We start from the raw sequence: 26,955 nt of genomic DNA on the forward strand, positions 1-26,955 counted from the left end.
CGGCGCGCTAGCGCCCCGCTCCGCCTCCGCGGTCCTGCTCGGGGCCCGCTGCCCGGGCCGGCTCCACCGGCGTCTGTGCCGCATCTGCATCGTCGGCCTGGCCGCTGGCGATTCCCGGCGCCGACCGCGGGCGGATCCGCCAGGCGGCGAAGATCGCCGTCGCGGTGACCAGCCCGACCGCCAGGAAGGTCTCGTCGAAGGCGCGGATGCGCGCCGCCGCTTCGCTGGCAAGCTCGCCGACGGTGGCCGCAGGCGTGACGCCATGCGCCTCCATCCGCCACTGCAGCCCGACCCCCGCCAGACTGACGCCGATCGCGCCACCCAGCTGGCGCACGAAGTTGATCACGCTGGAGCCCTGCGCGATCAACGAGAAATCGACCCCGCGCATCGCGCCGAGCGACAACGACGGCAGGATGCAGCCCAGGCCGATCCGGCCCAGCACGGCGATGGCGACCAGCACCAGGTAAGGCGTCGCCATCGAGCCGAACGCCATCAGCAGGAACGACGCGGCCAGCAGCGCGAGTCCGGTCGAGACCATCCGGTATGGCGCGATGCGATTGGTCAGCCGGCCCGCCATCGCGATCGTCACGGCGAGCGCGACGCCGGCGGGGAACAGCACCATGCCGGCGCGCGACGGGCTGTACTGCAGCGCCATCTGCATATAGACCGGCAGCAGGTAGGTCGAGCCGAACAGTCCCGCGCCGTAGATGAAGGCCACCACCGCCCCGGCGGCAAACTGCCGGTAGCTGTACAGCCGCATGTTCATCAGGGGATCGGTCGCGCGCAGTTGCCAGAGAACAAAGCCGAGCAGCAGCACGACGCCGCCCAGCGCCAGCATCAGGCCGCCCGCCACGTCGTTGCGCATCTGTACCAGGCCGTTGAGCAGCAGCACCGTGGCGACGCCGGCCAGCGTCAGTCCCTGCCAGTCCAGCGGCTTGCGCTCGCCCATCATTGCCGAGTCCACCGCCATGAAACGCCGCGCCATCAACCACGACAGCATGGTCAGCGGCACCACCACGAAGAAGATCGAGCGCCAGCCAAAGGCTTCGACGAGGAAGCCGCCAAGGCTGGGCCCCAGCGCGGGCGCCAGCACCACGCCGAAGCCGAACAGGCCCATCGCCCTGCCCTGCTCGCGTTCCTCGAACACGCGCAGGATCAGGATATTGGGCAGCGGCTGCATGATGCCCGCGGCGATGCCCTCGGCCACGCGCATGGCGATCATCACGCCATAGGTCGGCGAGAAGCCGCCGATCAGCCCGCCGGTACCGAGCAGCACCGCCGCGCCGAGGAAGGTGCGCCGCAGCCCGTAGCGGTTGAGCAGCCACGGCGTCAGCAGCATCGACAGCGTCATCGCGATCATGAAGCTGGCCGCGACCCATTGCGCGCGCTCCTGACCGAGGGCGAAATGCCGGCTCAGATCGGGCACCGCGACGTTGACGATGGTCGAGGAGACGATCGACGACATCGTGCCGATCATCAGCGTGAACAGCACCAACCAGCGGGCGCGCTCGCCGTAGCGCTGTCGCAGCCAGGCGCGGGTAGGCGGGCCCCGGCGCTCGCCGGGGCCGGACCCCTGCGGCGCGTTCACCCGAGTCGCCCGATATTGGCCAGTTCGCGGATCTTGCGCACGGTATCGAGATCGGACTCGTGATAGGCGGACTTGACGATCTCGGCGTAGCGCTGGTCGCCCGAGGCGTCCACCGCCGGCATGGTGGTCTCGTAGGTGAAGCGGACCAGCAAGGCGCCCTCGCCCGGTGTCTCGATGGTCATGGTCAGGGTGCCGCCGGCATGCTCGGCTGTCGGCGCGGTCTCGTAGCGCACCGAACGGCGCGCCTCGAATACGACACGGTCGCGCACCGTCGCCTGACCGAATTGCAGCACCCGCTCGACCCAGCCTTCGCCGCGCGCGGTGATCTCGCACTTGTCCAGGCCGAGCACGAACAGTTCGGGCGACAGGCCGCGCAACACCAGCCCTTGCCAGAGCTGGTCCGGCGTCAGGGTGTCCAGGTCGCTGCGGAAGGGATCGTTGATTTCAACTAGATGCTCGAAGCGCAACTTCATTCTCCATGGTGCCGAGTTGCCATTATGAACGCGACTGACAGCGGTCGCACCCGGCCGCCTGGCGAAGGGACGAAAAAAAGCCCAGGCCGCGAGCGGCACTGGGCTTTGCATGCATGAAGCGCGGACGGGATGGCCGGCGCCCGAATGCCATCTCCCCCGCCTCTCCCGCAAGCGGGAGAGGGGAGCAGACCGAGGGCAGATGACATGCTGCCGGTTTGCCCCCCCTCTCCCACGCGTGGGAGAGGGGCCGGGGGAGAGGGCCAGCGAGCGGCGCCGCCTCCCTCGAACCTGCCTCAAACTTCTTCGTACAGCGGCAGCGTCAGGAATTCGGCGAACGACTCCGACGTCGACATCTCCTCGAAGATCTGCGCCGCGCGGTCGTAGCTGCGGGTGTCGCCACCGACCACTTCCTTGACCTTGGCCAGCTCCTGCGGAATCAGCTCGCGCACCATCTCGGCGGTGACCTTGCGGCCGTCCTCCAGCACGCCCTTGGGCGAGCGGATCCACTGCCAGACCTGCGAGCGCGAGATTTCCGCGGTGGCCGCATCTTCCATCAGGTTGTGGATCGGCACGCAGCCGTTGCCGGCCAGCCACGCACCCAGGTAGTGGATGCCGACGTTGATGTTCATGCGCAGGCCGCCTTCGGTGATCGGCGTCTCGGGCTGGAAGTTCAGCAGATCGGCCGCGGTGACGTTGACGTCCGGCCGCTGCTTGTCGAACTGATTCGGCTTGTCGCCCAGCACCGCGACGAATTCCTTCATCGCCGGCTCGACCAGGCCCGGGTGCGCCACCCAGCCGCCGTCATAGCCATCGGTGGCATCGCGGCGCTTGTCGCCGATGATGCCCTGCATGGCGATCTCGTTCTTCTCCGGATCGTTCTTGATCGGAATCAGCGCGCTCATGCCGCCGATCGCGGGCGCGCCGCGCTTGTGGCAGGTCTTGAGCAGCAGCAGCGCATACGCGCGCATGAACGGCGCGGTCATCGTCACCTTGGCGCGGTCGGCCAGGCAGAAGTTCTTGTCGGTCTTGAACTTCTTGATGCACGAGAAGATGTAGTCCCAGCGGCCGGCGTTCAGGCCGGCGCTGTGCTCGCGCAACTCGTACAGGATCTCTTCCATCTCGAACGCGGCGAGGATGGTTTCGATCAGCACGGTGGCCTTGATGGTGCCCTGCGGCAGGCCGATCTCGTTCTGTGCCATCACGAAGATGTCGTTCCACAGCCGCGCTTCGAGATGGCTCTCCATCTTCGGCAGATAGAAGAACGGACCGGCGCCGCGCGCGACCTGTTCCTTGGCGTTGTGGAACAGGAACAGCGCGAAGTCGAAGATGCCGCCCGACACGCGCTGACCATCGATGGTCACGTGCTTCTCGTCCAGATGCCAGCCGCGCGGGCGTACCTGCAGCGTGGCGATCTTGTCATTCAGCTTGTAGGTCTTGCCCTTGGCTTCCAGCGTCAGCGTGCGGCGCACCGCGGCCTTCAGGTTGACCTGGCCCTGCATCTGGTTGTGCCAGTTCGGCGTGTTCGAGTCCTCGAAGTCGGTCATGTAGCTGTCCGCGCCCGAATTGAACGCGTTGATGACCATCTTGGCCTCGACCGGGCCGGTGATCTCCACCCGGCGGCACTCCAGCGCCTTCGGGATCGGCGCGATCTTCCAGTCGCCTTCGCGGATCTCGCGCGTCTCGGCGAGGAAGTCCGGCCGCTCGCCGGCGTCCAGCCGCCTGGCCCGCTCGGCGCGGGCGGCGAGCAGCTGCTGGCGGCGCGGTTCGAACGCGCGATGCAGCTTGTCGACCAGGGCCAGCGCTTCGGGCGTCAGGATGTCTTCGTAGGCCGGCAGGATCTCGCCGGTAATCTTCATGCCCGCGGGCAGCGTGATGGCCATCTATGTTCTCCTGTAGTCGATGAAATTCCAGTTGCCTGGTATCGGGAATGCCTGCCGTCGCTCATGCCGCCACGCCGTGCGTGCGCATGAAGTCCAGCAGGTCGTTCATATCGTGCCCGGTGCCAGCCGGCTCGACGCCGAGCCGTTCAGCCGGATGTCCGGCACGATTGATCCAGAAAGCCGTGTAGCCGAACCAGGCCGCGCCGCACGCGTCCCACCCGTTCGACGACACGAACAGAATCTGCGCCGCCGGCACGCCGAACGCGGCCGGTCCGAGCGCATAGGCCGCCGGCGCGGTCTTGTACTGCCGCACCGCGTCGACCGACAGCACATGGTCGAACAACCCCTGCATGCCGGCGCTCTTGACCGAGATATCCAGCATCTGCGGATTGCCGTTGGACAGGATGCCCAGCGGCATGCCGGCCGCGCGCAGCCGCCGCAGCGCGGGCAGGTTCTCGGGAAACGCCGACAGGCAGGCGTACTCCTTCAGCAGCTGGGCCTCGCGCGCCTCGGTCAGGGCCAGGCCCAGCCGCTCCGCCGCATAACGCAGCGCGTCCACCGTGATCTCCCAGAACGGCCGGTAGCGCGAGCCGGCGGGGTCCGCCAGCGTGCACAGCCGGCTGTAGTCGATCTGCCGTTCGCGCCACAGCTGCGCCAGTGCCTCGCCCCTGCCCGGAAACAGTTGCTCGGCGCGCGCGGTTACCGAAAAGACGTCGAACAGGGTGCCATAGGCATCGAAGACGACGGCGCGCAAGGTCGGCATGCAGGTTTCCGGGCGAGATCGGGAAGGCGGACGGCGTGCTCATCCGCTGCGGTATTGCACGCATTGTAGGCACCGCACCCCGCAAGGCAAAGCGAGTGCCGGTCACTTGATCTTTTACTTTTCCCACCCTAATCTATGCACGAAACAACCGAATCCATAACCAAACTCGTCGAACGTCGACGTGCGACTGGCAGCGAGGTTCTCCCCTGGATCACTTCAAGCAGCTTTCCACCTTCGTCTCGGTCGCCACTCGCGGCAGCCTGTCGGCGGCCGCGAGTGCCGAAGGCGTGGCGCCAGCCATCATCGGGCGGCGCATCGACGCGCTCGAGGAGCGGCTGGGAGTCAAGCTGCTGGTGCGCACCACGCGCAAGCTGACGCTGACCTTCGAAGGCGCGGCCTTTCTCGAAGACTGTCAGCGCATCCTGAACGACCTGCAGAACGCGGAAGCCAGCGTATCGGCGGGCGGCGTCAAGGCGAGCGGCCATCTGCGTGTCACCGCGCCAGCCGGCTTCGGCCGCCGGCACGTTGCGCCGCTCGTGCCGCTGTTCATCGAATCGCACCCCGACGTCAGCCTGACGCTGGACCTGTCCGACCGGCTGGTCGACCTGGTCAACGAAGGCTTCGACTGCGCCATCCGGCTGGGCGATCTGCCCGATTCGAGCCTGGTATCGATCCGGCTGGCGGAGAACCGCCGGGTGGTGGTGGCCTCGCCCGACTACCTCGCCCGCCATGGCACGCCAGCTACACCTGACGAGCTGTCGCGGCACAATTGCCTCGCCTTCGGCGCCAGCACGAACGTGCAACGGGGCTGGGTCTTCCAGCAGGACGGCAAGCCGCTGACGGTCAAGGTCGGCGGCAATATGGAATGCACCGATGGCGCGGTATTGCACGCCTGGTGCCTGCAGGGACATGGCCTGGCGTGGCGCTCGTGGTGGGAGATCGGCCAGGAGATCGCCAACGGCACGCTGGTGACCGTGCTGGACGCCTTCGAAGCGCCGCCGATCGGCATTCACGCCGTGTTCCCCCAGCGCAAGCATCTGCCGCTGCGCGTGCGCCTCTTCATCGATCATCTGAAGAACACCTTCGGCAACCCGTCCTACTGGCGGCGCGGAGGTCTGTCACGGTCTGGCGATGACCGCCGCCGGGCAGCGGCCGATGCACCGGCGCTGCTGGCACCGGCCGCCGATTGACCCAGGACAATGCAGCTGGCACCGCCCTGCCTACAATGAAAACTGTCGCAGGCGCTGCACCAGCGTCCGGCATGCCTGCCTTTGTACCACTGCAAGGAGATTGGCCATGTTTCAACATATCCTGCTTCCCACCGACGGTTCGGAGCTCTCCCGCAAGGCGATCAACGGCGGCATTGAACTGGCGAAAGCCATTGGCGCGCGCATCACGGCCTATGTCTGCCTCGAGGAGTATCCGTACACGCCGTTCAGCGAAATCGTCGTCGAACCGCCGCAGGCGTTCCGCGAACGGATCGAGAGCCAGGCGCGCATCTATCTGAAGGAAGTCCAGGCCGCCGCGGAAGCAGCGAGCGTGCCGTGCGACGCCGACATGTCCACCTTCTCGGTGCCTTACCTGGGCATCATCGACGCCGCCGAGCGCCACGGCTGCGACGTCATTTTCATGGCGTCGCACGGGCGGCGGGGGCTGTCCGGGCTGCTGCTGGGCAGCGAGACGCAGAAGGTGCTGACGCACACCGATATTCCGGTGATCGTCTGGCGCTGAGTGCCCTCTCCCCCGGCCCCTCTCCCGCACGCAGGCGAGGGGAGAAAACCCGCGGTGTTTCCATTGCTCCTGGTGTTGCCCCTCTCTCGCAAGCCGGCGAGCGAGCAAACCAACGGTGTGTCCATTGCAGCCGGTGTTCCCCCTCTCCGTTTCAAGGGGAGAGGGCCGGGGAGAGGGGTTGGTCTTGCCTGCGGCGCGCATGCTACCGCTCGCCTGCCCTCTCCCCCGGCCCCTCTCCCGCACGCGGGCGAGGGGAGAAAACCCGCAGTCATTCCGGCTCAGGCGACCTTCTTGTCGAAGAACTGCTCGTCCTCGGTCGAGCCCTTCAGCGCGGTGGTCGACGACAGGCCGCCCTCGATGGTCTGCGTCACCGCATCGAAGTAGCCGGTGCCCACCTCGCGCTGGTGCTTGACCGCGGTGAAGCCCTTCTCCGCCGCCTTGAACTCGGCTTCCTGCAGTTCCACGAATGCGCTCATCTGGTTGCGGGCATAGCCGTGGGCCAGGTTGAACATCGAGTAGTTCAGCGAGTGGAAGCCGGCCAGCGTGATGAACTGGAACTTGTAGCCCATCGCGCCCAGCTCCTTCTGGAACTTGGCGATGGTGGCGTCGTCCAGGTTCTTCTTCCAGTTGAACGACGGCGAGCAGTTGTAGGCCAGCAGCTTGCCCGGGAACTTCGCGTGCACGGCCTCGGCGAAGCGCTTGGCGAATTCGAGGTCCGGCTTGCCGGTTTCGCACCAGACCAGATCGGCGACCTCGGCATAGGCCAGCGCGCGGGCGATCGCCTGCTCGATACCGGGCCTGGTGCGGAAGAAGCCTTCCACGGTGCGCTCACCGGTGCAGAACGGCTTGTCGCGATCGTCGATGTCCGAGGTCAGCAGGTCGGCCGCTTCGGCATCGGTGCGCGCGATCACCAGCGTGGGCACGCCCGAGACGTCCGCGGCAAGACGCGCGGCAGTCAGCTTGGCGACCGCCTCGCGGGTGGGCACCAGCACCTTGCCGCCCATATGGCCGCACTTCTTCACCGCGGCCAGCTGATCCTCGAAGTGCACGCCGGCGGCGCCCGCCTCGATCATCGCCTTCATCAGCTCGAAGGCATTGAGCACGCCGCCGAAACCCGCTTCCGCATCGGCCACGATGGGCGCGAAGAAGTCGATGTCGCCCTTGCCTTCGCTCCACTGGATCTGGTCGGCGCGCTGGAAGGTGTTGTTGATGCGCTTGACCACCTGCGGCACCGAATTGACCGGATACAGCGACTGGTCCGGATACATCTCGCCGGCCAGGTTGGCGTCGCCCGCGACCTGCCAGCCGGACAGGTAGATGGCCTTCAGGCCGGCCTTGACCTGCTGCATCGCCTGGTTGCCGGTCAGCGCGCCGAGCGTGTTGACGAAGGGTTCGGTATTGAGCAGGTTCCACAGCTTCTCGGCACCACGGCGCGCGAGCGTATGTTCGATCTGCACCGAGCCACGCAGCCGGACCACGTCCTCCGGACGATAGTCGCGGCGGATGCCCTTCCAGCGCGGGTTGGTTTCCCAGTCCTGCTGGAGTTGCTGTGCTTGAAGTTCACGGGACATTTCACTCTCCTCTCTCTAGATGGTGTCGATACCGGAATCGGCGACGGCGAAACCGCGGGTTGCGCCGGACTGTGCGCGCTGAGCAGGACCCGGGCATTTCCGGCTTCGGCCGCTGCCAGGACACGCTTCAGTCCTATGTCTTATATAAGAGTCTAGAGAGTGACCCTGCGTCGCAACAAGTGCGAAAGCGGGAAAGGCCTCCTATTTTTTATCCTTTGTATTCAACGGCTTGTCGGTTCGTTTTCGCCATACGGGACGCACTTTTCCATCATGAGAAATGCCGGTTGTGCTCCGCACCGCTGGATTTTTGCAAATCAAAACCCCATTCCGCATCATGAAAAAAGCGCGGTTGGCGGCATGGCAAGGGAAAAGCGGCGACGACGCTGCCACGTCGTGTCCGTCGCCGGTGAATCAGGGCGCAATCAGGGCGCAATCAGGTCGCAATCAGCCCGCAGCCAGGCCCGTATCCGACACCAGTACGCCGTCCTCGTCGGCATAGATCCAGTCGCCCGGACGGACCAGCGCGCCCGGCATCTGCAGCGCAACGTCACGCTCGCCGGCATTGCGCCGCTGGCTCCTGCGCGGGTGCAGGCCCAGCGCCCGCACGCCGATGCCGCAGTCATTCAGCTCGAGCGTGTCGCGCACGCAACCGTTGACGACGATGCCCGCCCAGCCGTTCTTCTCGGCCAGCAAGCCCAGGTTGCCGCCCACCAGCGCACAGCGCATCGAGCCGCCGCCGTCGACCACCAGCACCCGGCCGTCGCCGGCCGTCTCCAGCGTCGCGCGGACCAGGCTGTTGTCCTCGAACACCTTCAGCGTGGCGGCGGGTCCCGCGAAGCGCGTGGCCTTGCCCAGCGCCTGCCAGCCGGTGGTTGTCAGGACACGCAGCGTGCCGGCGGCCAGTTGGTCCTCGTGGGCATCGCACAGATCGGCGGTGGCAAAGTTCATGGTCATCGGTCTCCTTGATGTTCGTACAGGTTCGGGCAACGCCCGGGCGCGACGGCGCAGCGCTGCTGGCGAGCCGCCGTGACCACGATCATAGAACAAGGGAACCGGCGCGCCCTGGCCGACTGCCGAGACGCGCAGACAGGGAGAGGATGGCTGCGGGGTCTACATCTGCTTGAACAGATGCGCGTACTGGCGCGCGACCGGCAGCGTTTCGGGGCGATTGCGCAGCTTCAAGGCGAGCCGGCCGAGGGAATGGTTGACCGCGCTTGCCACGCAGTCGATATTGACCACGGTGCCGCGATGAATCTGCCAGAAGCGATCCGGATCCAGCCGCTGCGTCAGTTCCCGCAGGCTGGTGCGGATCAGCGCCTCCCCGTTGGCGGAGACGACATTGACGTACTTGTCGGTCGCTTCCAGGTAGATGACCTCGTCCACCGGAATGATGCGCACCTCCTGCCCGACCAGCGCCTTGATGAAGCGCAGGTACTGCCCGTTACCCGCCCTGGGCGGGTTGGCGTCCACGCCCTCCAGACCCGCCAGCCGCTCCAGCAGCTGCGCGATGCGCTCGAGCCGGGCCGCCGCGTTGTCGGCGGAAGGGGCCTGGGTGGCAAGCCTGGCCTTGAGCCGCTGCACCGTGCCTTCCAGGCGTTCGCGCTGGATCGGCTTGAGAACATAGTCGACCGCCGCCTGCTCGAAGGCCTCGACGGCAAACTGGTCGTAGGCGGTGACGAACACCACCAGCGGCGGCGACGGCATCGCGCGAAGCTCGCGCGCCACCTCCATGCCGCTCAGCCCCGGCATGCGGATATCGAGGAAGGCGATGCCGGGCCGATGCTGCCGTACCGCCTCCACCGCCGCCATGCCGTCATGCACGGTCGCGATGGTCTGCGCCTCTGGCCACAACGCGCCGAGCTCGGCCTGCAGCACCCGCGCCAGCAGCGGTTCGTCGTCGGCGATCAGCACGGTCGGGGCAGTATTGGCAGCGGTCATGGGTGGTGACGTTGGCGGAAGGTGGAAGACGCCGTGGGACCCGGCATGGCGGTGGCGCCGGTGGCGGCGCGGGCCGCGTTGGGCACCGCGGCCGGCACGGGGATGGCATCCCCCCTCGGCGCGCGAACCGGCTCATTCAGGCCGCGGCAGGCCGGCTCGCCGGGCGCGGCCCGATGCGTGATCGGCAGCGTCAGCCGGATCACGACCCCGTGCGGGCTGTTCTCTTCGATCTGCATCCCGGCTGCCGCGCCGAACAGCCGCGCCAGGCGTTCCCGTACATGGGTCAGCCCGAGTCCCGAGCCAGAGTCTGCGCCCATGCCGGCATCCTGGCCGAACCCGACGCCGGTGTCGGCGATCACCACCTGCACCGCGGACGCCCCATGCTCGCGTGCGACGACACTGATGTGCCCGCCCTGCACCGCCGGCTCGATGCCGTGCCGCACCGCGTTCTCGACCAGCGGCTGGATCAGCATCGGCGGAATCTCGGCGTTGGCCAGGCCGGGCGGCAGCTCGAAGCGGTAGGACAGCCGCGAGCCGAAGCGCAGCACCTGGATATCGAGATAGCTGCGCAGCAGCGCGAATTCCTGCTCCAGGGTGCACTGCTCCGCCCGGGTATGGGCCAGCGAGCGCCGCAGGAAGCCGATCAGCCCCTGCAGCAGCCGCCGCGCCGCTGGCGGGTCGGTGGCAATCAGGCCGTCCAGATGGGCCAGCGAATTGAACAGGAAGTGCGGCTCGATCTGCGCCTGCAATGCCATCAGCTGCGCCCGCACCAGTTGCTTCTCGGCCTCCTCGCGCTGCAGCGCGTCCAGCGCGGCCTGCCGCTGCAGGGAGGTCAGCCGCTCGCGCGACCAGTAGAAGTAGATCATGCTGGAGGCGCCCAGCATCCCGACCACCAGGCACATGCGCAGCATGCTGTTGGCCTCTTCCATCGACTTCGGCGGCAGCGCGAGCACCTCGCGCGTCGCCCAGCTGCCGAACAGCACGCCAAGCGGAACCGCTGCCACGGCCAGCATCACGAAGGGCCAGGTGGCCGGCTTCTCCTCGCGCCAGATCAGCACGCGCGGCACGTCGATCAGCGCCCAGATCGACAGGCCGATCAGCTGGCTATAGACGAAGTTGTGCCACAGCGAGCCGCCATGGTCGAAGCCGTATTTCAGGCTCAGCGCGATGACCGTGTTCATCACCAGCACGAACAGCAGGTCGCGCGCCCAGAGCGTCTGCCGGGACGGAATGGCCAGGGTAAAGGGACAGTGTGGGGATTTCATCTCGCCTCCACCCGCCCGCTGGCAACCGGCCGGACTGGCCGGGGCGCGCCGCGAGGCGGGACTTCCGGCCCATTCTAGTCGTGCCGGGCCACCGGGCAAACCTCGCGGCTTGCTGCATCGCGATGCCGCCGCAGCGCGGCCCACCAGTTGCCGCTGAGCAGATAGCGCGGGAAGGTGATCCACTGTTCGGCCAGCAGCCGGACGGCCGCATCGCGCGGACCGTCGAACGGCACGGGGCGCAGCGCCTCCAGCCGATGGCCGCGGGCCTGCAAGGCGAGCGACATGCCCGCCGCGACCAGGCCAAGCGCCAGCGCCGGCAGCGATAGACGGACCAGCCCGTAGAGCGCCAGCACGGTGCCCGCCAGGAACAGCGGCACGGCAACGAGGTGGATCAGCAGGTTGAGCGGATGGCGGTGGCTGGCGGCATAGTCGCGCCACTGCCGGGTCAGCAGAGACGGGGATGGCATCGGTCGTCCTCCGGTGGCAGGCACGGACAGGCGTCGTACCCTTGCCGGCACTGTAGCGGCGCCGGTGCGGCGGGACCAGCGCCATGCGACGAACCGTGCGCCGGATACCGCCAGCTTCGCCTGGCGGTCGCGGACGGATCCCTCGCGTCCGCGGGCGGCGCTGCGGGCGTCAGTCCGCCAGCGCCACCGCCCCGTTCGCTTCGGACAGCACGCTGCTGACGGCCTGCGGCGACAGGTGCGGCGCGAACAGCTGGATGAAGGACTGCGCGTAGCCGCGCAGATAGGCGCCGCGCCGCACTGCAACACTGGTGGTGTTGGACTGGAACAGATGCCCGGCATCGATGCGCACGAGCCCGCTGTCCTTGCGTTCGTCGTAGGCCATCGACGCGATGATGCCGACGCCCAGGTCCAGTTCGGCATAGGTCTTGATGACGTCGGCATCGAGCGCCGTCAGCACGATCTCGGGGTGCAGGCCCGCGTCGGCGAAGGCGGCGTCGATCCGTCGCCGTCCGGTAAAGCCGGCGTCGTAGGTGATCAGCGGAAAGCCGGCCACGTCCTCCAGCGTCGGCTGCGGTACCAGCGTCAATGGATGCTGCGGTGCGACGACCAGCACGTGCTGCCAGCTATAGGCATCGAAGGCGGTCAGGGCCGGCTCGCTGGCCAGCGCCTCGGTGGCGATGCCGATGTCGGCCTGCCCGCTGAGCAGCAGTTCGACGATATGCGCGGGCGACGCTTCCTGCAGCGCCAGCGTGACATGCGGGTAGCTGCGGCGGAAGGCGGTCACCACGCGCGGCAAGGCGTAGCGGGCCTGGGTATGGGTGGTCGCGACGGTCAGGCGGCCGGTATGCCGGCCGGCGAACTCGTCGCCCGCCTGCTTCAGATTCTCGGCTTCGAGCAGCAGCCGCTCGACGATCCGCACGATCTCCCGTCCCGGCGGGGTCAAGCCGGTCAGCCGCTTGCCATAGCGCTCGAAGATCTCCACGCCCAGTTCCTCCTCCAGCTCGCGGATCTGGCGCGACACGCCGGGCTGCGAGGTGTACAGCGCGTTGGCCACCTCGGTCAGGTTGAACTGGCGGCGCACCGCCTCGCGAATGGAACGCAATTGCTGGAAGTTCATGAGGTCGCTCCGCTGGCGGCAGGAAACACGCGCATCGCGCGCGGCCGGGCCCGCAGCCGTTCCCCTTCGCGATAGTTCTCGCGCTCGAAGCGCTCCAGCGGCACCGCCACCTCGATCAGCTCGCTGTTGTCCTCCCGCTCGAGTTCCAGTTGCGCGACCGGCCCCAGCGCCAGCGCCCGGCGCAGCGTGGCGGCGATGCCGTCGCTGCCTGCCGCGGCCCGCTCCACCTCGAACTCGTGCGGCCGGACAAAGGCGACCGCCTTGCCGGAGCGGACCGCGGCGTCAGCCGGGCCGCCCGGCACGTTCAGCAGCGCCGAACCGGTTCGCAGCAGTGCACCGTCGCCGGCAAGCTCCCCGTGCAGACGATTGACATTGCCAAGGAAACCATAGACGAAGGGCGTCTCCGGCCGGCCGTAGACCTGCGCCGGGGACCCCTCCTGCTGGACCCGGCCGCGGTGCATCAGCACGATGCGGTCGGCCACCTCCAGCGCTTCCTCCTGGTCATGGGTGACGAACACGCTGGTGATGTGCAGGTCGTCATGCAGCTTGCGCAACCAGCGCCGCAGCTCCTTGCGTACCTGCGCATCGAGCGCGCCGAACGGTTCGTCCAGCAACAGCACGCGCGGCTGCACCGCCAGGGCCCGCGCCAGCGCGACCCGCTGGCGCTGCCCGCCCGACAGTTGGCCCGGATAGCGCTGGCCCAGCCCGTCGAGCTGCACCATTGCCAGCAGCTCCTGCACGCGCGCCCGGATACTGGCGGCGTCCGGGCGCTGCGCCTTGTCCCGGACCCGCAGGCCGAATGCGATGTTCTCGAACACCGTCAGGTGGCGGAACAACGCGTAGTGCTGGAAGACGAAGCCGACGCCCCGCTCGCGTACCGGCACCGCGCTGGCGTCCTCGCCGTCCAGCAGCACCTTGCCGCTGTCCGGCCGCTCCAGCCCGGCGATGATCCGCAACAGCGTCGTCTTGCCGCAACCGGAAGGCCCGAGCAATGCGGTCAGCTCGCCGCGGCCAAAATCCAGATGGATGTCGTCGAGCGCCACATAGTTGCCGAAGCGCTTGTGCAGTTGATGGACCTGAATGCTCATGCTGTTCTTCCTTGCCATGCGGGCTGCGAATGCTGCGGCTCCGCCTCGATCTGCTGCGTCGCGCCGGCATGCAGCCGGTACTCGACCCAGGTCTTCAACGCAAGCGTGACGAGGGCCAGCAGCGCCAGCAGCGATGCCACGGCAAACGCGGCGGCGAAGTTGTATTCGTTGTAGAGAATCTCGACATGCAGCGGCATGGTGTTGGTCATGCCACGGATATGCCCCGACACCACCGATACCGCGCCGAACTCGCCCATCGCCCGTGCGTTGCACAGGATCACCCCGTACAGCAGGCCCCAGCGGATGTTGGGCAGCGTCACCCGCCAGAAGGTCTGCCAGCCGGATGCGCCGAGCACGATCGCCGCTTCCTCCTCGTCATTGCCCTGCGCCTGCATCAGCGGAATCAGCTCGCGGGCCACGAAGGGAAAGGTGACGAAGATGGTCGCCAGCACGATGCCCGGCACGGCGAACAGGATGCGGATATCGTGCTCCGCGAGCCAGGGGCCGAACCAGCCCTGCGCGCCGAACAGCAGCACGTAGACCAGGCCGGAGATCACCGGCGACACCGAGAACGGCAGGTCGATCAGCGTGATCAGCAGGCTCTTGCCGGGAAACTCGAAGCGCGCGATGGCCCAGGCCGCTGCCACGCCGAACACCAGGTTCAGCGGCACGGCAATGGCGGCGACGGTCAGCGTCAGCCGGATCGCCGCCAACGCGTCCGGGTCGGTCAGCGATTGCCAGTATGTGTCGACGCCCTTGGCCAGGGCCTGGTGAAACACCGACACCAGCGGCACCAGCAGGAATACCCCGAGGAACAGCGTGGCGATGCCGATCAGCAGGTAGCGGACCCAGGGCGGACCCGCCAGCGCGGGCGATGCGGTCGCACGCGATGTCGGCGAAGCGGCGGAGATGGCAACGGTCGCGCCCATGTCAACGCTCCACCGGCAGGGAATCGAGCGAGGGACCGTCGGCGGCCCGGTCGGCGGGCGTGCCGCCCCCCTCCCCCTGGCGCCGCCGCGACCATCCCTGCAGCGCGTTGATCAGCAGCAGCAGCGCGAAGGAGACGGTCAGCATCACCACCGCCACGGCGGTGGCGCCGGCATAGTCGTACTGCTCGAGCTTGGTATAGATCATCAGCGGCGCGATCTCGGACACCATCGGCATGTTGCCGCTGATGAAGACCACCGAACCGTACTCGCCCGTGGCGCGGGCAAAGGCCAGCGCAAACCCGGTCAGCAGCGCCGGCAGGATCGCGGGCAGGATCACCCGGCGCGCGGTCTGCCAGGGGGTGGCGCCCAGCGTGGCAGCCGCCTCCTCCAGCTCGCGCTCGGCTTCCTCCAGCACCGGCTGCACCGTGCGCACCACGAACGGCAGGCCGATGAAGGTCAGCGCCACCACCACGCCCAACGGCGTGAAGGCGACGCGCAATCCCAGCGGCTCCAGCCATTGGCCGAACCAGCCGTTGGCGGAGAACAGCGCGGTCAGCGCGATGCCGGCGACCGCCGTGGGCAACGCGAACGGCAGATCGACCAGCGCGTCCAGCAGGCGCCGGCCGGGAAAGCGGTAGCGCACCAGCACCCAGGCCACGACCAGGCCGAACCCTGTATTGATCAGCGCGGCGATCAGCGAAGCGCCAAAGCTGAGCCGATAGGCGGCCAGCACGCGCGGTTGCGTCACGGCTGCCCAGAAATCGGCCCAGCTCAGCGTGAACGCCTTCAGGAACGCCGCCGACAACGGCAGCAGCACGATCAGGGTCAGGTACAGCAGCGTGAAGCCAAGGGTCAGGCCGAAGCCCGGCAGCACGGTCGCGCGCCGGCCGCTGCCCGGGCGGCGTGGCCACTGCAGGCCTTCACGCGCGGCAGTGCCGGGATGCGCGGCGGCCAGGGTGCCCGCCGCGCTGGCAGCGGCGGACGCGGCTGCCGGGGCGGGCCTCAATGAAGCAGAGGATGTCATGGTCGGACGGGCTCTCTCGCCGTGGCGGCGGGCGGAAAAACAGAATGCGGCGGCGGGCAGCGCGACGTTCGCTGCCCCCCGGCGGGCTCAAACACCCATTGTGCAGAGCGGTCCTTATATGCAGAACGAATATTTCCGCATGTCTTTAGTCGCCTCAGATATATGAGGCGCCGCTGCGCGGCTCGATGCCGGCTGTCCAGACGCCGGCATCGGGCCCGCCGTCCGCGCCGCCTGCGGCAGCGAGCCCGGCGCCCTCGACGCGCTGCGTCAGCCCGGCCAGCAATGCCAGACCCTCGGGCCAGTCCCCCAGCGACGAGTCGGCATTAATGTGGCCGGCATAGCCCGCATCGTGCAATTCGCTGCCCCACACGGTCCCCCAGCTGAACGCCCTGCGCTGCGCCATCCAGGGATCGTTGCGGCTGGCCACCAGCAGCGTCGGGAACGGCAAGCGGCATGCCGGCAGCAACGGGGCCACGCCGAAGCGGTCCGGGTCTGCCGGCGCCACCAGCAAGGCGCCGGCAATGCCGGAGGCATCCTCGGCCGCCTGCCGCAGCAGCGCCAGGCAACCGAAGCTGTGCGCCACCACCAGTACCCCAGCGGGGGCATGTTGCCGGCACCGCGCCACCGCCTCGCCCAGCTTGCCGGCCCAGGTATGGAGGCTGGGGCATGCCCAGTCGCGCTGCTCGACACGCTGCCAATCCGGAAAGCGGCGTTCCCAGCGCGTCTGCCAATGATCCGGACCGCTGCCATGCAGACCGGGCGCCGTCAGCACGGCAAGCCCCGGGGGAATGTGCAAGGCAGGCTCGGCCTGGGAAGCGGGCAACGGCGCGCCGAGCGGACCCGGCCCTCGGCTGGAGGACGCCGCCGTGGTATCGGTTCTTGTCATGTTGCGCTCCTGCCCGGCGGCAGCCGCGGGCGGCAGGTGACCGTCAATGCCGGCCAGGTTGATAGACCTGATCGAAGGTACCGCCGTCGGCGAAGTGCGTCTTCTGCGCCTTTTGCCAGCCCCCGAACACCGCGTCGATGGTGAACAGGTTGACCTTGGGGAAGCTGGCGGCGTACTTGGCCGCCACCTTGTCCGACACCGGACGGTAATAGTTGCGCGCCGCCAGTTCCTGGCCCTCGTCGGTATAGAGGAACTGCAGATAGGCCTCCGCCGCCTTGCGGGTGCCGCGCTTGTCCACCACCTTGTCGACCACGGCGACGGGCGGCTCGGCCAGGATCGACAGCGACGGCGCGACAATATCGAACTTGTCCGGTCCGAGCTCCTTGATGGCCAGCAGCGCCTCGTTTTCCCAGGCGATCAGCACATCGCCGATGCCACGCTCGACGAAGGTCGTGGTCGCGCCGCGCGCGCCGGAATCGAGCACCGGCACGTTCTTCAGCAACTTGCCGACGAAATCGCGGGCAGTGGCATCGCTGCCGCCCGGCTGGCGCAACGCGTAGCCCCAGGCCGCAAGGTAATTCCAGCGTGCGCCGCCAGAGGTCTTCGGGTTCGGGGTGATCACCTTCACGCCCGGCCGCACCAGATCGTTCCAGTCGCGGATGCCCTTGGGGTTGCCCTTGCGGACCAGGAAGACGATGGTCGAGGTATAGGGCGCCGCGTTGTGTGGCAGGCGCTTCTGCCAGTCCGGCTTGATCAGCCCCCTTTCCGCGATCGCATCGATGTCGTAGCCCAGCGCGAGCGTGACCACATCGGCCTCCAGACCGTCGATCACCGAGCGGGCCTGCTTGCCCGAGCCGCCATGCGACTGGCGGATGGTCACGTTGTCGCCACCCCGGGCCTTCCACGCCTTGGCGAAGGCGGCATTGACGTCCACGTACAGCTCCCGGGTTGGGTCGTACGACACGTTGAGCAGCGTGGTCTGGGCCTGGGCGGCGCCCAGCGTGGTGGCAAACAGCAGGATGGCGGCCGCAATGGCCTGCTTGCGAATCATCGGTGGCTCCGTCGGTAGAAAGCGCCGATACGCGGCACCGTCAGGCGGCGCATCGGGACGGAGTGAGACTACCGAGGCCCGCCACGACACGGAACGAATCGTTTCGCCGATGCAAGCAGGTTTTTCGCATAAGCCCCCGTTGCCCCCGGGGATCCTGTGCGGGCAAAAGAAAAAGCCCGCGCCATTTGCATGGCACGGGCACAAGTTTCCATGGCGGAAACGGGTAGACAAGTCATGAAGAGCGCCCCCGCATCTTCATGACCGGGTCGATGGTACGGCTGCACGCGCGTTATTGCCTTGACCGAGATCAAACCCGCCCCTTTGGATGCACCAACGATAGCCGCCTCTGAAATCGAAAAGCCAGCCACTGAGCCTGACATTACAGTGTGCAGCTCTCTGGACCGTACCGTCGTTACCCCACGCTGCTCCGACCTGATGTCATGCCTACCCAAACCACGACCTCCTTCGCCGATATCGCTCCGCTACGAAAATTCTTGTCGTCCGACGAGGGGAACAGGCAGCTAGCCAGAGGCACCAATATCCGCCTGCCCAGCGGCTGCTATTGGATACAGAAGACACCGGACCCCGGTGCGGTGCAGGTCGTCGCGCTGATGAACATCGATGCGGCCAACCCTGCCAACGACGACGCAAGGCTGGCGAAGGTCAATGCGGCGGTCAGCGAGACCAAGGTTGTCGCCGCCTCACAGCCGGAAGACACCACTGAGTCCGGCAAAGCCGGCTGGAAACCCGAATTCGCCTCGGTTGGTGAAGCGAAGACGCTTCTGCGCAGGCCTGGCGGCGTGGGTGCCCTCGTAGGGGCGGGAGGGTTCACCGCCGGCGTGCGGCAGTTTGTCGTGGAGATGCCCGGCGACGGGGGCAAGGTCCGGATTAGCGAGCCCAGCCGTTCCTGGCTCCAGGCGGTACTGAGCCTCTTCCGGCTTGACGACGGCGCGATTCTAACCCGTGCCGCCAACCGCCATCCCGTACCGCGCGCAATCATATTGGAAGAGCGAATCCACAGCATTCTCGCGGAACGCGAATCCAGGCCAACGGGCACCGACGGCGACCCTTTCTACCTGCATAGTGCAATCGCCTCCATGAGCATGGGGGCGGGGACGACACACCCGGCTGATTTGCGCAAGATGATGGATGACCCCTTCTTCTGCCATGGCAACTTCAAGGAGATAGTCCAGGCCGAAGACCCTTCGGTGTTCAAAGCGGTCTTTCAGAGTCCCGGCAAGTGCGGGGCGCTTCGCCTGTCGAACCAGAACAGGGTCAAGGGGCCTGCCAGCAGCGGCCTCCAGGGCGACGTCCTGCGAGCGCGGCTGGCAAACTCGCAATATGGCTCCATGCGCGACCTTGTGCGCAGGTGGGAAACCGAACAGTTGACCGCGATGCTACAGGCCGAGGTCGAGTCTGTGCGCCGCATGCGGTTCCCGGGCATAGGCGACTTTTTCAAGGGCAAGCACTATCGCTGCGACGCCATGCCAGAGGGCTATGTCTTCCGCGTCGACGGCAAGCTGCACCTGCACTGCGAAGGGCCGCCAGCGGCCGGCGCTCCACCGCAGCGGTCTACGGCGAGCGCAGAGGATTCGTCGCAGGGCGCCACACCGTAGCGCCCGCCAGCAGTCGCAGTGTTGACTGCTGCGGTCCGATCCGCTTCACCGGAAAAAAAACGCCGGGCATTCGCCCGGCGTTGTCGCTTCCGCTGATACCGCTGAGGCACCCCTCAGTGCACCACCCGCCCGAAGGTGAACTCTCCTTCGCGGAAGTCCACCGGCACGATGTCCTTGGCGGCGAACTTGCCCTCCAGGATCAGACGCGCGACCGGGTTCTCGATCTGCTGCTGGATCGCACGCTTCAGCGGCCGCGCGCCGAACACCGGATCGTATCCGGCGCTGGCAATCCGCTCCAGCGCCGCCTCGGTGACTTCGAGCGTCATGTCCATCCGTGCCAGCCGCGCCTGCAGCCGGTCCAGCTGGATGCGGGCGATCGATTCGATATGCTGCTGGTCCAGCGAGTGGAACACCACCACCTCGTCGATCCGGTTCAGGAACTCCGGACGGAACTGCGTCTTGACCTCCTGCCACACCGCGCCCTTGACGGCTTCGTGCGGCTCGCCGGCCATCGACTGGATGATCTGCGAACCAAGGTTCGATGTCATCACGATCACCGTGTTCTTGAAGTCCACGGTACGGCCCTGGCCATCGGTCAGGCGGCCATCGTCCAGCACCTGCAGCAGCACATTGAAGACGTCCGGGTGCGCCTTCTCGACTTCGTCGAGCAGCACCACGCTATACGGCTTGCGCCGCACCGCCTCGGTCAGGTAGCCGCCTTCCTCGTAGCCGACATAGCCCGGCGGCGCGCCGATCAGCCGCGAGACGCTGTGCTTCTCCATGAATTCGCTCATGTCGATGCGGATCAGGTGCTCCTGCGAATCGAACAGGAACTCGGCCAGCGCCTTGCACAGCTCGGTCTTGCCTACCCCAGTAGGGCCCAGGAACAGGAACGAGCCGTAAGGCTTGTTCTCGTCGGCCAGACCGGCGCGGGAGCGCCGGATCGCATCGGCTACCAGCCGCACGGCCTCATCCTGGCCGACCACGCGCCTGTGCAGATGGTCCTCCATCGCGATCAACTTCTCGCGCTCGCCCTGCATCATCTTCGACACGGGGATGCCTGTCGCGCGGCTGACCACCTCGGCGATCTCCTCGGCGCCCACTTGCGTGCGCAGCAGCCGGTTCGGCTGCTTCTGCTCGCTGGCTTCCGCATCCGTCGCCGCGCGCAGCTTGCCTTCGAGTTCCGGCAGGCGGCCGTATTGCAGCTCGGCCACCTTGTCCAGCTTGCCTTCGCGCTGCAGGCGGGCGATCTCCAGGCGAACCTTGTCGATCTCTTCCTTCAGCGCGGCGGCACCCTGCGCGGCGCCCTTCTCCGCCTTCCAGATTTCATCGAGGTCGGCGTACTCCTTTTCCAGCCGCTCGATTTCCTGCTCGATCAGTTCCAGCCGCTTGCGCGACGCCTCGTCGGTTTCCTTGCGCACCGCCTCGCGCTCGATCTTCAGCTGGATGGTGCGGCGCTCCAGGCGGTCCATCTCCTCCGGCTTGGAGTCGATTTCCATCTTGATGCGCGCCGCCGCCTCGTCGATCAGGTCGATCGCCTTGTCGGGCAGGAAGCGGTCGGTGATATAGCGGTGCGACAGCTCCGCCGCCGCGACGATGGCCGGGTCGGTGATCTCGACCCCGTGGTGCAGCTCGTACTTTTCCTGCAGACCGCGCAGGATGGCGATGGTGGCCTCGACGCTGGGCTCGTCGACCAGCACCTTCTGGAAGCGGCGCTCCAGGGCAGCGTCCTTCTCGATGTACTTGCGGTACTCGTCCAGCGTGGTGGCGCCGATGCAGTGCAGCTCGCCGCGCGCCAGCGCGGGCTTGAGCATGTTGCCCGCGTCGATCGCGCCTTCCGCCTTGCCGGCGCCGACCATGGTGTGGATCTCGTCGATGAAGACGATGGTCTGGCCCTCGTCCTTGGCGATGTCGGACAGCACGGCCTTGAGCCGCTCCTCGAACTCGCCGCGGTACTTGGCGCCGGCCAGCAGCCCCGCCATGTCCAGCACCAGCACGCGCTTGTTCTTCAGCGACTCGGGCACCTCGCCGTTGACGATACGCTGCGCCAGCCCTTCGACGATGGCGGTCTTGCCCACGCCCGGCTCGCCGATCAGCACCGGATTGTTCTTGGTGCGGCGCTGCAGGATCTGGATGGCCCGGCGGATTTCATCGTCGCGGCCGATCACCGGGTCCAGCTTGCCGATACGGGCGCGCTCGGTCAGGTCGATGGTGTACTTCTTCAGCGCCTCGCGCTGGGCCTCGGCGTCGGCGCTGTTGACCGACTCGCCGCCACGGACAGCCTCGATGGCGGACTCCAGCGACTTGCGGGTCAGGCCATGCTCGCGGGCAATGCGGCCGGTGTCGCCCTTGTCGTCGGCCACGGCGAGCAGGAACAGCTCGCTGGCGATGAACTGGTCGCCGCGCTTGATCGCCTCCTTCTCGGTGGCGTTGAACAGCCCGGCCAGATCGCGACCGATCTGGACCTGGCTGGAGCCCTGCACTTGCGGCAGCCGCTTGATGGCCGCGTCCATTGCATTGGCGAGCCCGTTCACGTTGACGCCGGCGCGCGACAGCAGACCGCGTGCGGAGCCGTCGTCCTGCGACAGCAGCGCGCGCACCACATGCTGCGGCTCGATGTACTGGTTGTCATTGCCGATCGCCAGGGTCTGGGCGTCGGCCAGTGCTTCCTGGAATCGGGTCGTCAGTTTGTCTAGACGCATCGGAAAGCCCTCTCTCGGATTCTGGTGGCGGGCCGGTCATGGCGACCGGCCGCGTTCGGTTATCGGGAAGATAGGGCCCGCCAATGACATTTCAAGGCGCGGCGCTCAATCTGGCACCCGCACGGTATTGCCTTCCACGGTAATGCGGTCGGCACTGCCGGGGCTGTTGCTGAAAGCCGGCACGTTGGCCGCCGTGATCGCCGGCGCTTGCGCTGGCAGCCCCCCGCGGGGCACGGTGCGCACCACCTGCGACGGCGGCAAGGGCGCGCCGTCGCGCAAATGCGCGTACATCGCGTCCAGCGCCCGGTTCAGATACAGATGCAGCGGCACATACCGGGTGTCGTAGCCCGGCACCAGCTGGTTGAAGGCATCGAAGTGCTGGGCATTGGTGACCTCGATATAGGACAGCCGGCTGCCCTGTCCCTCGCGCTGGCGATTGAGCGCCAGGTACGGCCGCGAGGTGTGGTTGACCGGCAGCAGCGCGTCGTCACGACCATGGACGATCAGCGTCGGCTTGCCGCGCAGGTTGCCGGTGCGCAGGGTGTCGCGCTGCCCGGCCTGCAGCGCCGCGGCCTCGGCGCCCTGCCCCGTCAGCAGCCCACGCAGGCAATAGGCCCCAGCCGCGTTGGCGTCGTCCACCAGGCTGTCGGGCGAGCGCGAGAACAGGTCGCGGCGCGGCCCGCGCGGGTCGCGGTCGTTGATCAGCTGCACGTCGGCCGACGGCGGGATGCCGTTGCCGACGGCGAACATATTGGCCAGCTGCACGCCGGGCGCGGGTGCCGGCGCCTGTCCGGCGCCCACGCCGCTGAAGCTGAAGCCGCACAGCCGGTCCGCGACGCTGGCGCGCGCCAGGGAATTGGCAAAGGTGACGGCGACGGCATTGGCGACCTCGAAGAAGCCCAGCGAGGCGTGCAGGGCTGCGGCTTCGGGCTCCCAGCCATAGTCGCGCAGCGCGGCCTGCGCGCTGGCGGCGCGCTGTGCGGTGGTGGCGCCAGTGATCGTGCCTGCGGCCGCCAGCGCGGCACAGCGGTTGGCCGGGATGCTGCCCAGGGTGGCGTAGTAGCTGGCGAACGGGGCGTTCGCCTGGTCGGGGTCCAGCGCGGCGCAAAGCTGCAGCAGGTTGGCCACGGTGGTGTAGTCGTACAGCGTGCGGCCGCTGGCCGGCACCGCCGCACCGCCGCGCCGGACCGTGATGCCGGTGTCGGGCGGCAGGTTCAGGTTTGGCTCGGCGACGGCCACGCCATCGATCCACCCCTCGGTGTCCGCCTCCGCGGCGGCAATGGCCGCGCCGCCGCCGTTGGACAGGCTGGAGGCGATCACCAGCACGTCGTCGCGGCCCAGCCGCCTCTGGCGCTGCTCCCACACCTGCTCGTTGATCGCCCAGATGCCGAACTCGATGGCCTGCAAGGTGTAGCGGCCCCAGTCCTTTTCCGGGTTGCGCTGCGAATGCGCGTGCTTGAAGGCGTAGCGGTGCGGCGCCGCAGCGACGAACGCCTCGCGCGCGGCATTGTCCAGCGGCGCGGCGAACTGGGCGCGATCGCCGGCACTTCTGCGCGACGTCCGGGTGCCATCGATCAGGGGTACGGTGTCGTTGTCCAGGTCGTGCGGCGCGGCGCCGGTGCCCTTGTCGGTATAGGCCACCGCGCAGCCCCGCTTCAGGCCCCATTCGGCGGTCGGGATGCCGCCGTAGACGCCGCGCGATCCGGAGGAAGTGGCGGTAATCAGGCAAGGCCGGTCCGGATTGAAGCTGTCCGGTATCTGCACCATCATGGTGACGTTCTCGCGCCCGCTGCCGTCGTCGGCATAGCCAAGATACTCGACGCCCGGGATGCGACCCTGCGAGTCGGTCACATTGCCATTGGCATCGACATTCGGCCCATAGAGGGTGCCATACCCTCCTCCCGCGCTGACATCCACCAGCGCCCGGTAGTTGCTGTAGATGGCGTACCGGCGCAGCTCCCGGGCGGTCGGCGCGTTCAGGTCGCGCGGAAGCGGGGCCGTGCTCGATGCCAGGCCGTCCTTGCCCAGGCCCGCGGTCAGCAGGTCGTCATCGCCCGCATAGCGCTGTACCGACACGTTGGTCAGCCAGTCGGGCTTGCGATGGTTCTCGCCGTGCCAGAACTCGTCCTCGCCCTCCCAGTCGCAACCTGGCGTGACCAGGAGCAGCCCGGCCAGCGGCAACAGAAGACGCCGCCTCGTCCACATTGCCTTGTGGTTTGCCTCTCCCATGTTCTCTCCTCCCGCCGGCCCTCTTGACGCGATGGCTGCCGTGGCCGGCACTTCATGGTAGGAAGAGACGAACGGAAGGGAAAGGGACGCAAGAGGACGGATGCCGACAAAGCCGGCACCAGGATGCCAATCGCGAAAGGAACTGATCTTTGCGACAAGAACTGGCCCCCGCTTCACATCGCAAGGGGAGCGGCCGGATTCGGGCCGTGCGTTCAGGCGAGCGCCCGGTAACCCCAGAGCCCCGCGAAGGTCAGCAGCAGCGATCCGCCCAGGTGCAATAGCAGATGCAACGCCGCGCTACCGTAGTCCCCCGCCAGCAGATTGGCGGCCAGTTCACCGGAGAAGGTCGAGAACGTGGTCAGCCCGCCCAGGAAGCCGGTGACCACCAGCAGCCGCCACGCCGGCGGCAGCGATGCATGGGTATCGAAGAAGCCGATGGCGATGCCGATCAGCAGGCCGCCCAGCAGATTGGCGGCCAGGGTGCCGTAGGGAAGCGCCGGATTGGCGGCGTTCCACAGCAACGAGAACAGCCAGCGCAGCCAGGCGCCGCAGGCCGCGCCGATGCCGACCGCGGCAAACCCCAGCGCGCTCAAGGCTCGCTGCCCTCGCCCGCTGCCGAGTTGCCCGAGCGCAGGCCCCAGCGCGCCAGCGCCGCCTCGTCGCTGACCCGCGCATCGACCCAGCGCTCGCCTTCCGGCGTCGATTCCTTCTTCCAGAACGGCGCCTCGGATTTCAGGTAGTCCATGATGAATTCGCAGGCGGCGAAGGCATTGCCGCGATGCGCCGATGCGACCGCCACCAGCACGATCTGGTCCTGCGGCAGCAGCGGGCCGACCCGATGGATGATGGTGACGCCCTGCAGCGCCCAGCGCGCCCGTGCGTCTTCCTCGATGCGGGCCAGCGCCTTCTCGGTCATGCCCGGATAGTGCTCCAGCTCCATCGCCCGGACCGGCGAGCCATCGTTGACGTCCCGAACCGTGCCGACGAAGGCCGCCACGGCGCCGATCGCCGCCTTGCCCGCGCGCAGCGCCGCGACCTCGGCGCCGAGGTCGAAGTCCTCGCGTTGCACCCGTACGCTCATCTCAACCCCCGGTCACCGGCGGGAAGAAGGCGACCTCGCAGCCGTCCCGCAACGCCGTGTCCTCGGCGGCGACGGCGTGGTCCACCGCCATGCGCAGCGCCCTGCCCTGCGCCAGCGCCTGCTCCCAGGCCCCACCACGCTCGCGCAGCCATTGCCGCACGCCGCCCACGGTGGTGATCCCGGCCGGCAACTGCACCGACTGTTCGGCGACGCCGACCTGCTCGCGCACGCTGGCGAAGAAGCGCAATTCGATCTGCATGATGCTCCTTTCTGTCCCGCTTACTGCATCAGCGCGGCGAACGGCAGGAACTGCACGGTATCGCCGGCGCGGATCGCCTGGTTGGGCGGATTATCGACCAGGCCGTCGCCCCACACCGTGGAGGTCAGCACCCCCGAACTCTGGTTGGGGAACAGGTCCAGGCCGCCCGCGTCGTTGATCCTGGCGCGCAGGAACTCGTTGCGGCGGTCGCCGCGCGGCAACGCGAAATCCGCGCGCATCGGCACACGCCGCGGCAGTACCGCCTGCACGCCCTGCAGGCGCAGCAGGAACGGCCGCACCAGCAGCAGGAAGGTGACGAAGCTGGAAACCGGATTGCCGGGCAGCCCGAGGAAGGCCGCTTCGCCCGCCCCCTGTGCCCGCGCCACATGGCCGAAGGCCAGCGGCTTGCCCGGCTTGATGGCGATCTGCCACATGTCCAGCCGCCCTTCGGCTTCCACCGCCGGCTTGATATGGTCCTCCTCGCCGACCGACACGCCGCCCGAGGTCAGGATCAGGTCGTGCTCCTGCGCGGCCAGCCGCAGCGTTTCGCGGGTGGCGCCCAGGCTGTCCGGCACGATGCCGAAATCGGTGACCTCGCAGCCCAGGTCCTCCAGCAGCCCCCGCAGGGTGAAGCGGTTCGAGTTGTAGATCGCCCCGGGCTTGAGTACTTCGCCGGGCATCGCCAGCTCGTCGCCGGTGAAGAAGACCGCCACGCGGGCGCGACGCACCACCTCCAGCGTCGCCTGGCCCACCGAGGCCGCCAGGCCGAGGGCCTGGGGCGTCAGCCGCGTGCCGGCCGGCAGGATCTCGCTGCCGGCGACGATATCCTCGCCGGCGCGGCGAATCCACTCGCCCGGTTGCGGCACATGGCGCACCACCACGTCGTCGCCATCCGCCTCGCATTGCTCCTGCATGACGACCGCATCCGCGCCTGGCGGAATCAGCCCGCCGGTGAAGATGCGCGCCGCCGTGCCCGGCTGCAGCGGCACGCCGACATGGCCGGCCGGAATCCGCTGCGCGACCCGCAGCCGGGTGCCAGCCTGGCCGATGTCGGCGCACCGCACCGCGTAGCCGTCCATCGAGGTGTTGTCCGCCGGCGGCACATCCAGGCTGCTGCTGACCGGCTGCGCCAGCACGCGGCCGTTGGCCTGCAGCGTGTCGATGCGCTCGCAATCGAGCGGAGAGCGGGCAAGCGGCTGCGCGCCGGCCAGCAGGCGCTCCAGCGCCTGGGCCAGCGTCAGCATCGGGGGGCGAGTGTCCATCGTACGATCGTGTCCATGGGCACCGCCGCTGGCGA

The 26,955-nt window shown here is 67.9% G+C and carries 24 protein-coding genes; 3 read left to right on the forward strand and 21 right to left on the reverse strand.

The features are described 5' to 3' along the window. Positions 1-7: 7 nt before the first annotated feature. The 4 genes from K6V06_RS13540 to K6V06_RS13555 all read right to left on the reverse strand — a co-directional run bounded on the left by K6V06_RS13540 (position 8) and on the right by K6V06_RS13555 (position 4,704). Positions 8-1,588: a DHA2 family efflux MFS transporter permease subunit gene (locus K6V06_RS13540; protein WP_222244196.1), complete on the reverse strand. Its 1,581-nt coding sequence runs from the start codon at positions 1,586-1,588 to the stop codon at positions 8-10. Further along, complete coding sequence (locus K6V06_RS13545) at positions 1,585-2,055, reverse strand: SRPBCC family protein (protein ID WP_222244322.1); 471 nt, start codon at positions 2,053-2,055, stop codon at positions 1,585-1,587. The genes K6V06_RS13540 and K6V06_RS13545 overlap by 4 nt, the downstream gene beginning before the upstream one ends. Positions 2,056-2,354: 299 nt before the next feature. Further along, a complete protein-coding gene (gene aceB, locus K6V06_RS13550) occupies positions 2,355-3,941 on the reverse strand; it encodes a malate synthase A (protein WP_222244198.1) in 1,587 nt (528 codons plus the stop codon). Between the two features lie 61 nt (positions 3,942-4,002). After that, positions 4,003-4,704, reverse strand: coding sequence for a haloacid dehalogenase type II (locus K6V06_RS13555; protein WP_222244200.1), 702 nt, complete (start codon positions 4,702-4,704; stop codon positions 4,003-4,005). 206 nt (positions 4,705-4,910) lie between these two features. Here K6V06_RS13555 and K6V06_RS13560 point away from each other — a divergent pair, with 206 nt between their 5' ends. Together K6V06_RS13560 and K6V06_RS13565 are read left to right on the forward strand one after the other, a co-directional pair. Further along, the gene (locus K6V06_RS13560) at positions 4,911-5,894 is read left to right on the forward strand and encodes a LysR family transcriptional regulator (RefSeq protein WP_255581843.1); all 984 of its coding nucleotides are present in this window, start codon (positions 4,911-4,913) and stop codon (positions 5,892-5,894) included. Positions 5,895-6,000: 106 nt separating this feature from the next. After that, a complete protein-coding gene (locus tag K6V06_RS13565) occupies positions 6,001-6,435 on the forward strand; it encodes a universal stress protein (RefSeq protein ID WP_222244201.1) in 435 nt (144 codons plus the stop codon). Positions 6,436-6,713: 278 nt separating this feature from the next. Here K6V06_RS13565 and aceA read toward each other — a convergent pair whose 3' ends face one another. From aceA to K6V06_RS13620, 11 genes are all read right to left on the reverse strand, one after another. Continuing rightward, positions 6,714-8,006, reverse strand: coding sequence for an isocitrate lyase (gene aceA, locus K6V06_RS13570; RefSeq protein WP_222244202.1), 1,293 nt, complete (start codon positions 8,004-8,006; stop codon positions 6,714-6,716). A gap of 444 nt (positions 8,007-8,450) precedes the next feature. Continuing rightward, positions 8,451-8,954, reverse strand: coding sequence for a ribonuclease E activity regulator RraA (gene rraA / locus K6V06_RS13575; RefSeq protein ID WP_222244203.1), 504 nt, complete (start codon positions 8,952-8,954; stop codon positions 8,451-8,453). A 162-nt stretch (positions 8,955-9,116) separates the two neighbouring features. Beyond that, the gene (locus K6V06_RS13580) at positions 9,117-9,944 is read right to left on the reverse strand and encodes a LytTR family DNA-binding domain-containing protein (RefSeq protein WP_222244204.1); all 828 of its coding nucleotides are present in this window, start codon (positions 9,942-9,944) and stop codon (positions 9,117-9,119) included. Beyond that, a complete protein-coding gene (locus K6V06_RS13585; RefSeq protein WP_222244205.1) occupies positions 9,941-11,209 on the reverse strand; it encodes a sensor histidine kinase in 1,269 nt (422 codons plus the stop codon). Before K6V06_RS13585 ends, K6V06_RS13580 begins: the two co-directional genes overlap by 4 nt. Before the next feature lie 74 nt (positions 11,210-11,283). Then, a complete protein-coding gene (locus K6V06_RS13590) occupies positions 11,284-11,676 on the reverse strand; it encodes an Mpo1-like protein (protein ID WP_222244206.1) in 393 nt (130 codons plus the stop codon). A 169-nt stretch (positions 11,677-11,845) separates the two neighbouring features. Continuing rightward, a complete protein-coding gene (locus K6V06_RS13595; protein WP_222244207.1) occupies positions 11,846-12,793 on the reverse strand; it encodes a CysB family HTH-type transcriptional regulator in 948 nt (315 codons plus the stop codon). Then, complete coding sequence (locus tag K6V06_RS13600) at positions 12,790-13,881, reverse strand: sulfate/molybdate ABC transporter ATP-binding protein (protein ID WP_222244209.1); 1,092 nt, start codon at positions 13,879-13,881, stop codon at positions 12,790-12,792. Before K6V06_RS13600 ends, K6V06_RS13595 begins: the two co-directional genes overlap by 4 nt. Then, complete coding sequence (gene cysW, locus K6V06_RS13605) at positions 13,878-14,810, reverse strand: sulfate ABC transporter permease subunit CysW (RefSeq protein ID WP_222244211.1); 933 nt, start codon at positions 14,808-14,810, stop codon at positions 13,878-13,880. The genes K6V06_RS13600 and cysW overlap by 4 nt, the downstream gene beginning before the upstream one ends. Before the next feature lies 1 nt (position 14,811). Then, positions 14,812-15,834: a sulfate ABC transporter permease subunit CysT gene (gene cysT / locus K6V06_RS13610; RefSeq protein ID WP_222244213.1), complete on the reverse strand. Its 1,023-nt coding sequence runs from the start codon at positions 15,832-15,834 to the stop codon at positions 14,812-14,814. A 154-nt stretch (positions 15,835-15,988) separates the two neighbouring features. Beyond that, positions 15,989-16,720: an alpha/beta hydrolase gene (locus K6V06_RS13615; RefSeq protein ID WP_222244215.1), complete on the reverse strand. Its 732-nt coding sequence runs from the start codon at positions 16,718-16,720 to the stop codon at positions 15,989-15,991. Between the two features lie 43 nt (positions 16,721-16,763). After that, a complete protein-coding gene (locus K6V06_RS13620; RefSeq protein WP_222244217.1) occupies positions 16,764-17,771 on the reverse strand; it encodes a sulfate ABC transporter substrate-binding protein in 1,008 nt (335 codons plus the stop codon). 440 nt (positions 17,772-18,211) lie between these two features. Between K6V06_RS13620 and K6V06_RS13625 the strand changes: the two genes are divergently transcribed. Further along, the gene (locus K6V06_RS13625; RefSeq protein ID WP_222244219.1) at positions 18,212-19,387 is read left to right on the forward strand and encodes a hypothetical protein; all 1,176 of its coding nucleotides are present in this window, start codon (positions 18,212-18,214) and stop codon (positions 19,385-19,387) included. A gap of 113 nt (positions 19,388-19,500) precedes the next feature. Here K6V06_RS13625 and clpB read toward each other — a convergent pair whose 3' ends face one another. The 6 genes from clpB to glp form a co-directional block, all read right to left on the reverse strand. Then, entirely contained in the window at positions 19,501-22,089 is a 2,589-nt protein-coding gene (gene clpB / locus K6V06_RS13630; RefSeq protein ID WP_222244221.1) for an ATP-dependent chaperone ClpB, read from the reverse strand. 105 nt (positions 22,090-22,194) lie between these two features. After that, on the reverse strand, positions 22,195-24,318 hold the full coding sequence (locus tag K6V06_RS13635; RefSeq protein ID WP_222244223.1) for a D-(-)-3-hydroxybutyrate oligomer hydrolase: 2,124 nt from the start codon (positions 24,316-24,318) through the stop codon (positions 22,195-22,197). Between the two features lie 212 nt (positions 24,319-24,530). Further along, on the reverse strand, positions 24,531-24,911 hold the full coding sequence (gene crcB, locus K6V06_RS13640; RefSeq protein ID WP_222244225.1) for a fluoride efflux transporter CrcB: 381 nt from the start codon (positions 24,909-24,911) through the stop codon (positions 24,531-24,533). After that, positions 24,908-25,399, reverse strand: a complete 492-nt coding sequence (gene moaE / locus K6V06_RS13645; RefSeq protein WP_222244227.1) for a molybdopterin synthase catalytic subunit MoaE — start codon at positions 25,397-25,399, stop codon at positions 24,908-24,910. Before moaE ends, crcB begins: the two co-directional genes overlap by 4 nt. A 1-nt stretch (position 25,400) precedes the next feature. After that, positions 25,401-25,658, reverse strand: coding sequence for a molybdopterin converting factor subunit 1 (moaD, locus tag K6V06_RS13650; protein ID WP_222244230.1), 258 nt, complete (start codon positions 25,656-25,658; stop codon positions 25,401-25,403). Positions 25,659-25,678: 20 nt separating this feature from the next. Then, positions 25,679-26,902 (reverse strand): gephyrin-like molybdotransferase Glp, encoded by a 1,224-nt coding sequence (gene glp / locus K6V06_RS13655; RefSeq protein WP_222244323.1) that lies wholly within the window; start codon positions 26,900-26,902, stop codon positions 25,679-25,681. Positions 26,903-26,955 lie beyond the last annotated feature (53 nt).

The sequence above is a fragment of the Cupriavidus sp. AU9028 genome (assembly GCF_019795295.1).
Lineage (GTDB): Bacteria > Pseudomonadota > Gammaproteobacteria > Burkholderiales > Burkholderiaceae > Cupriavidus.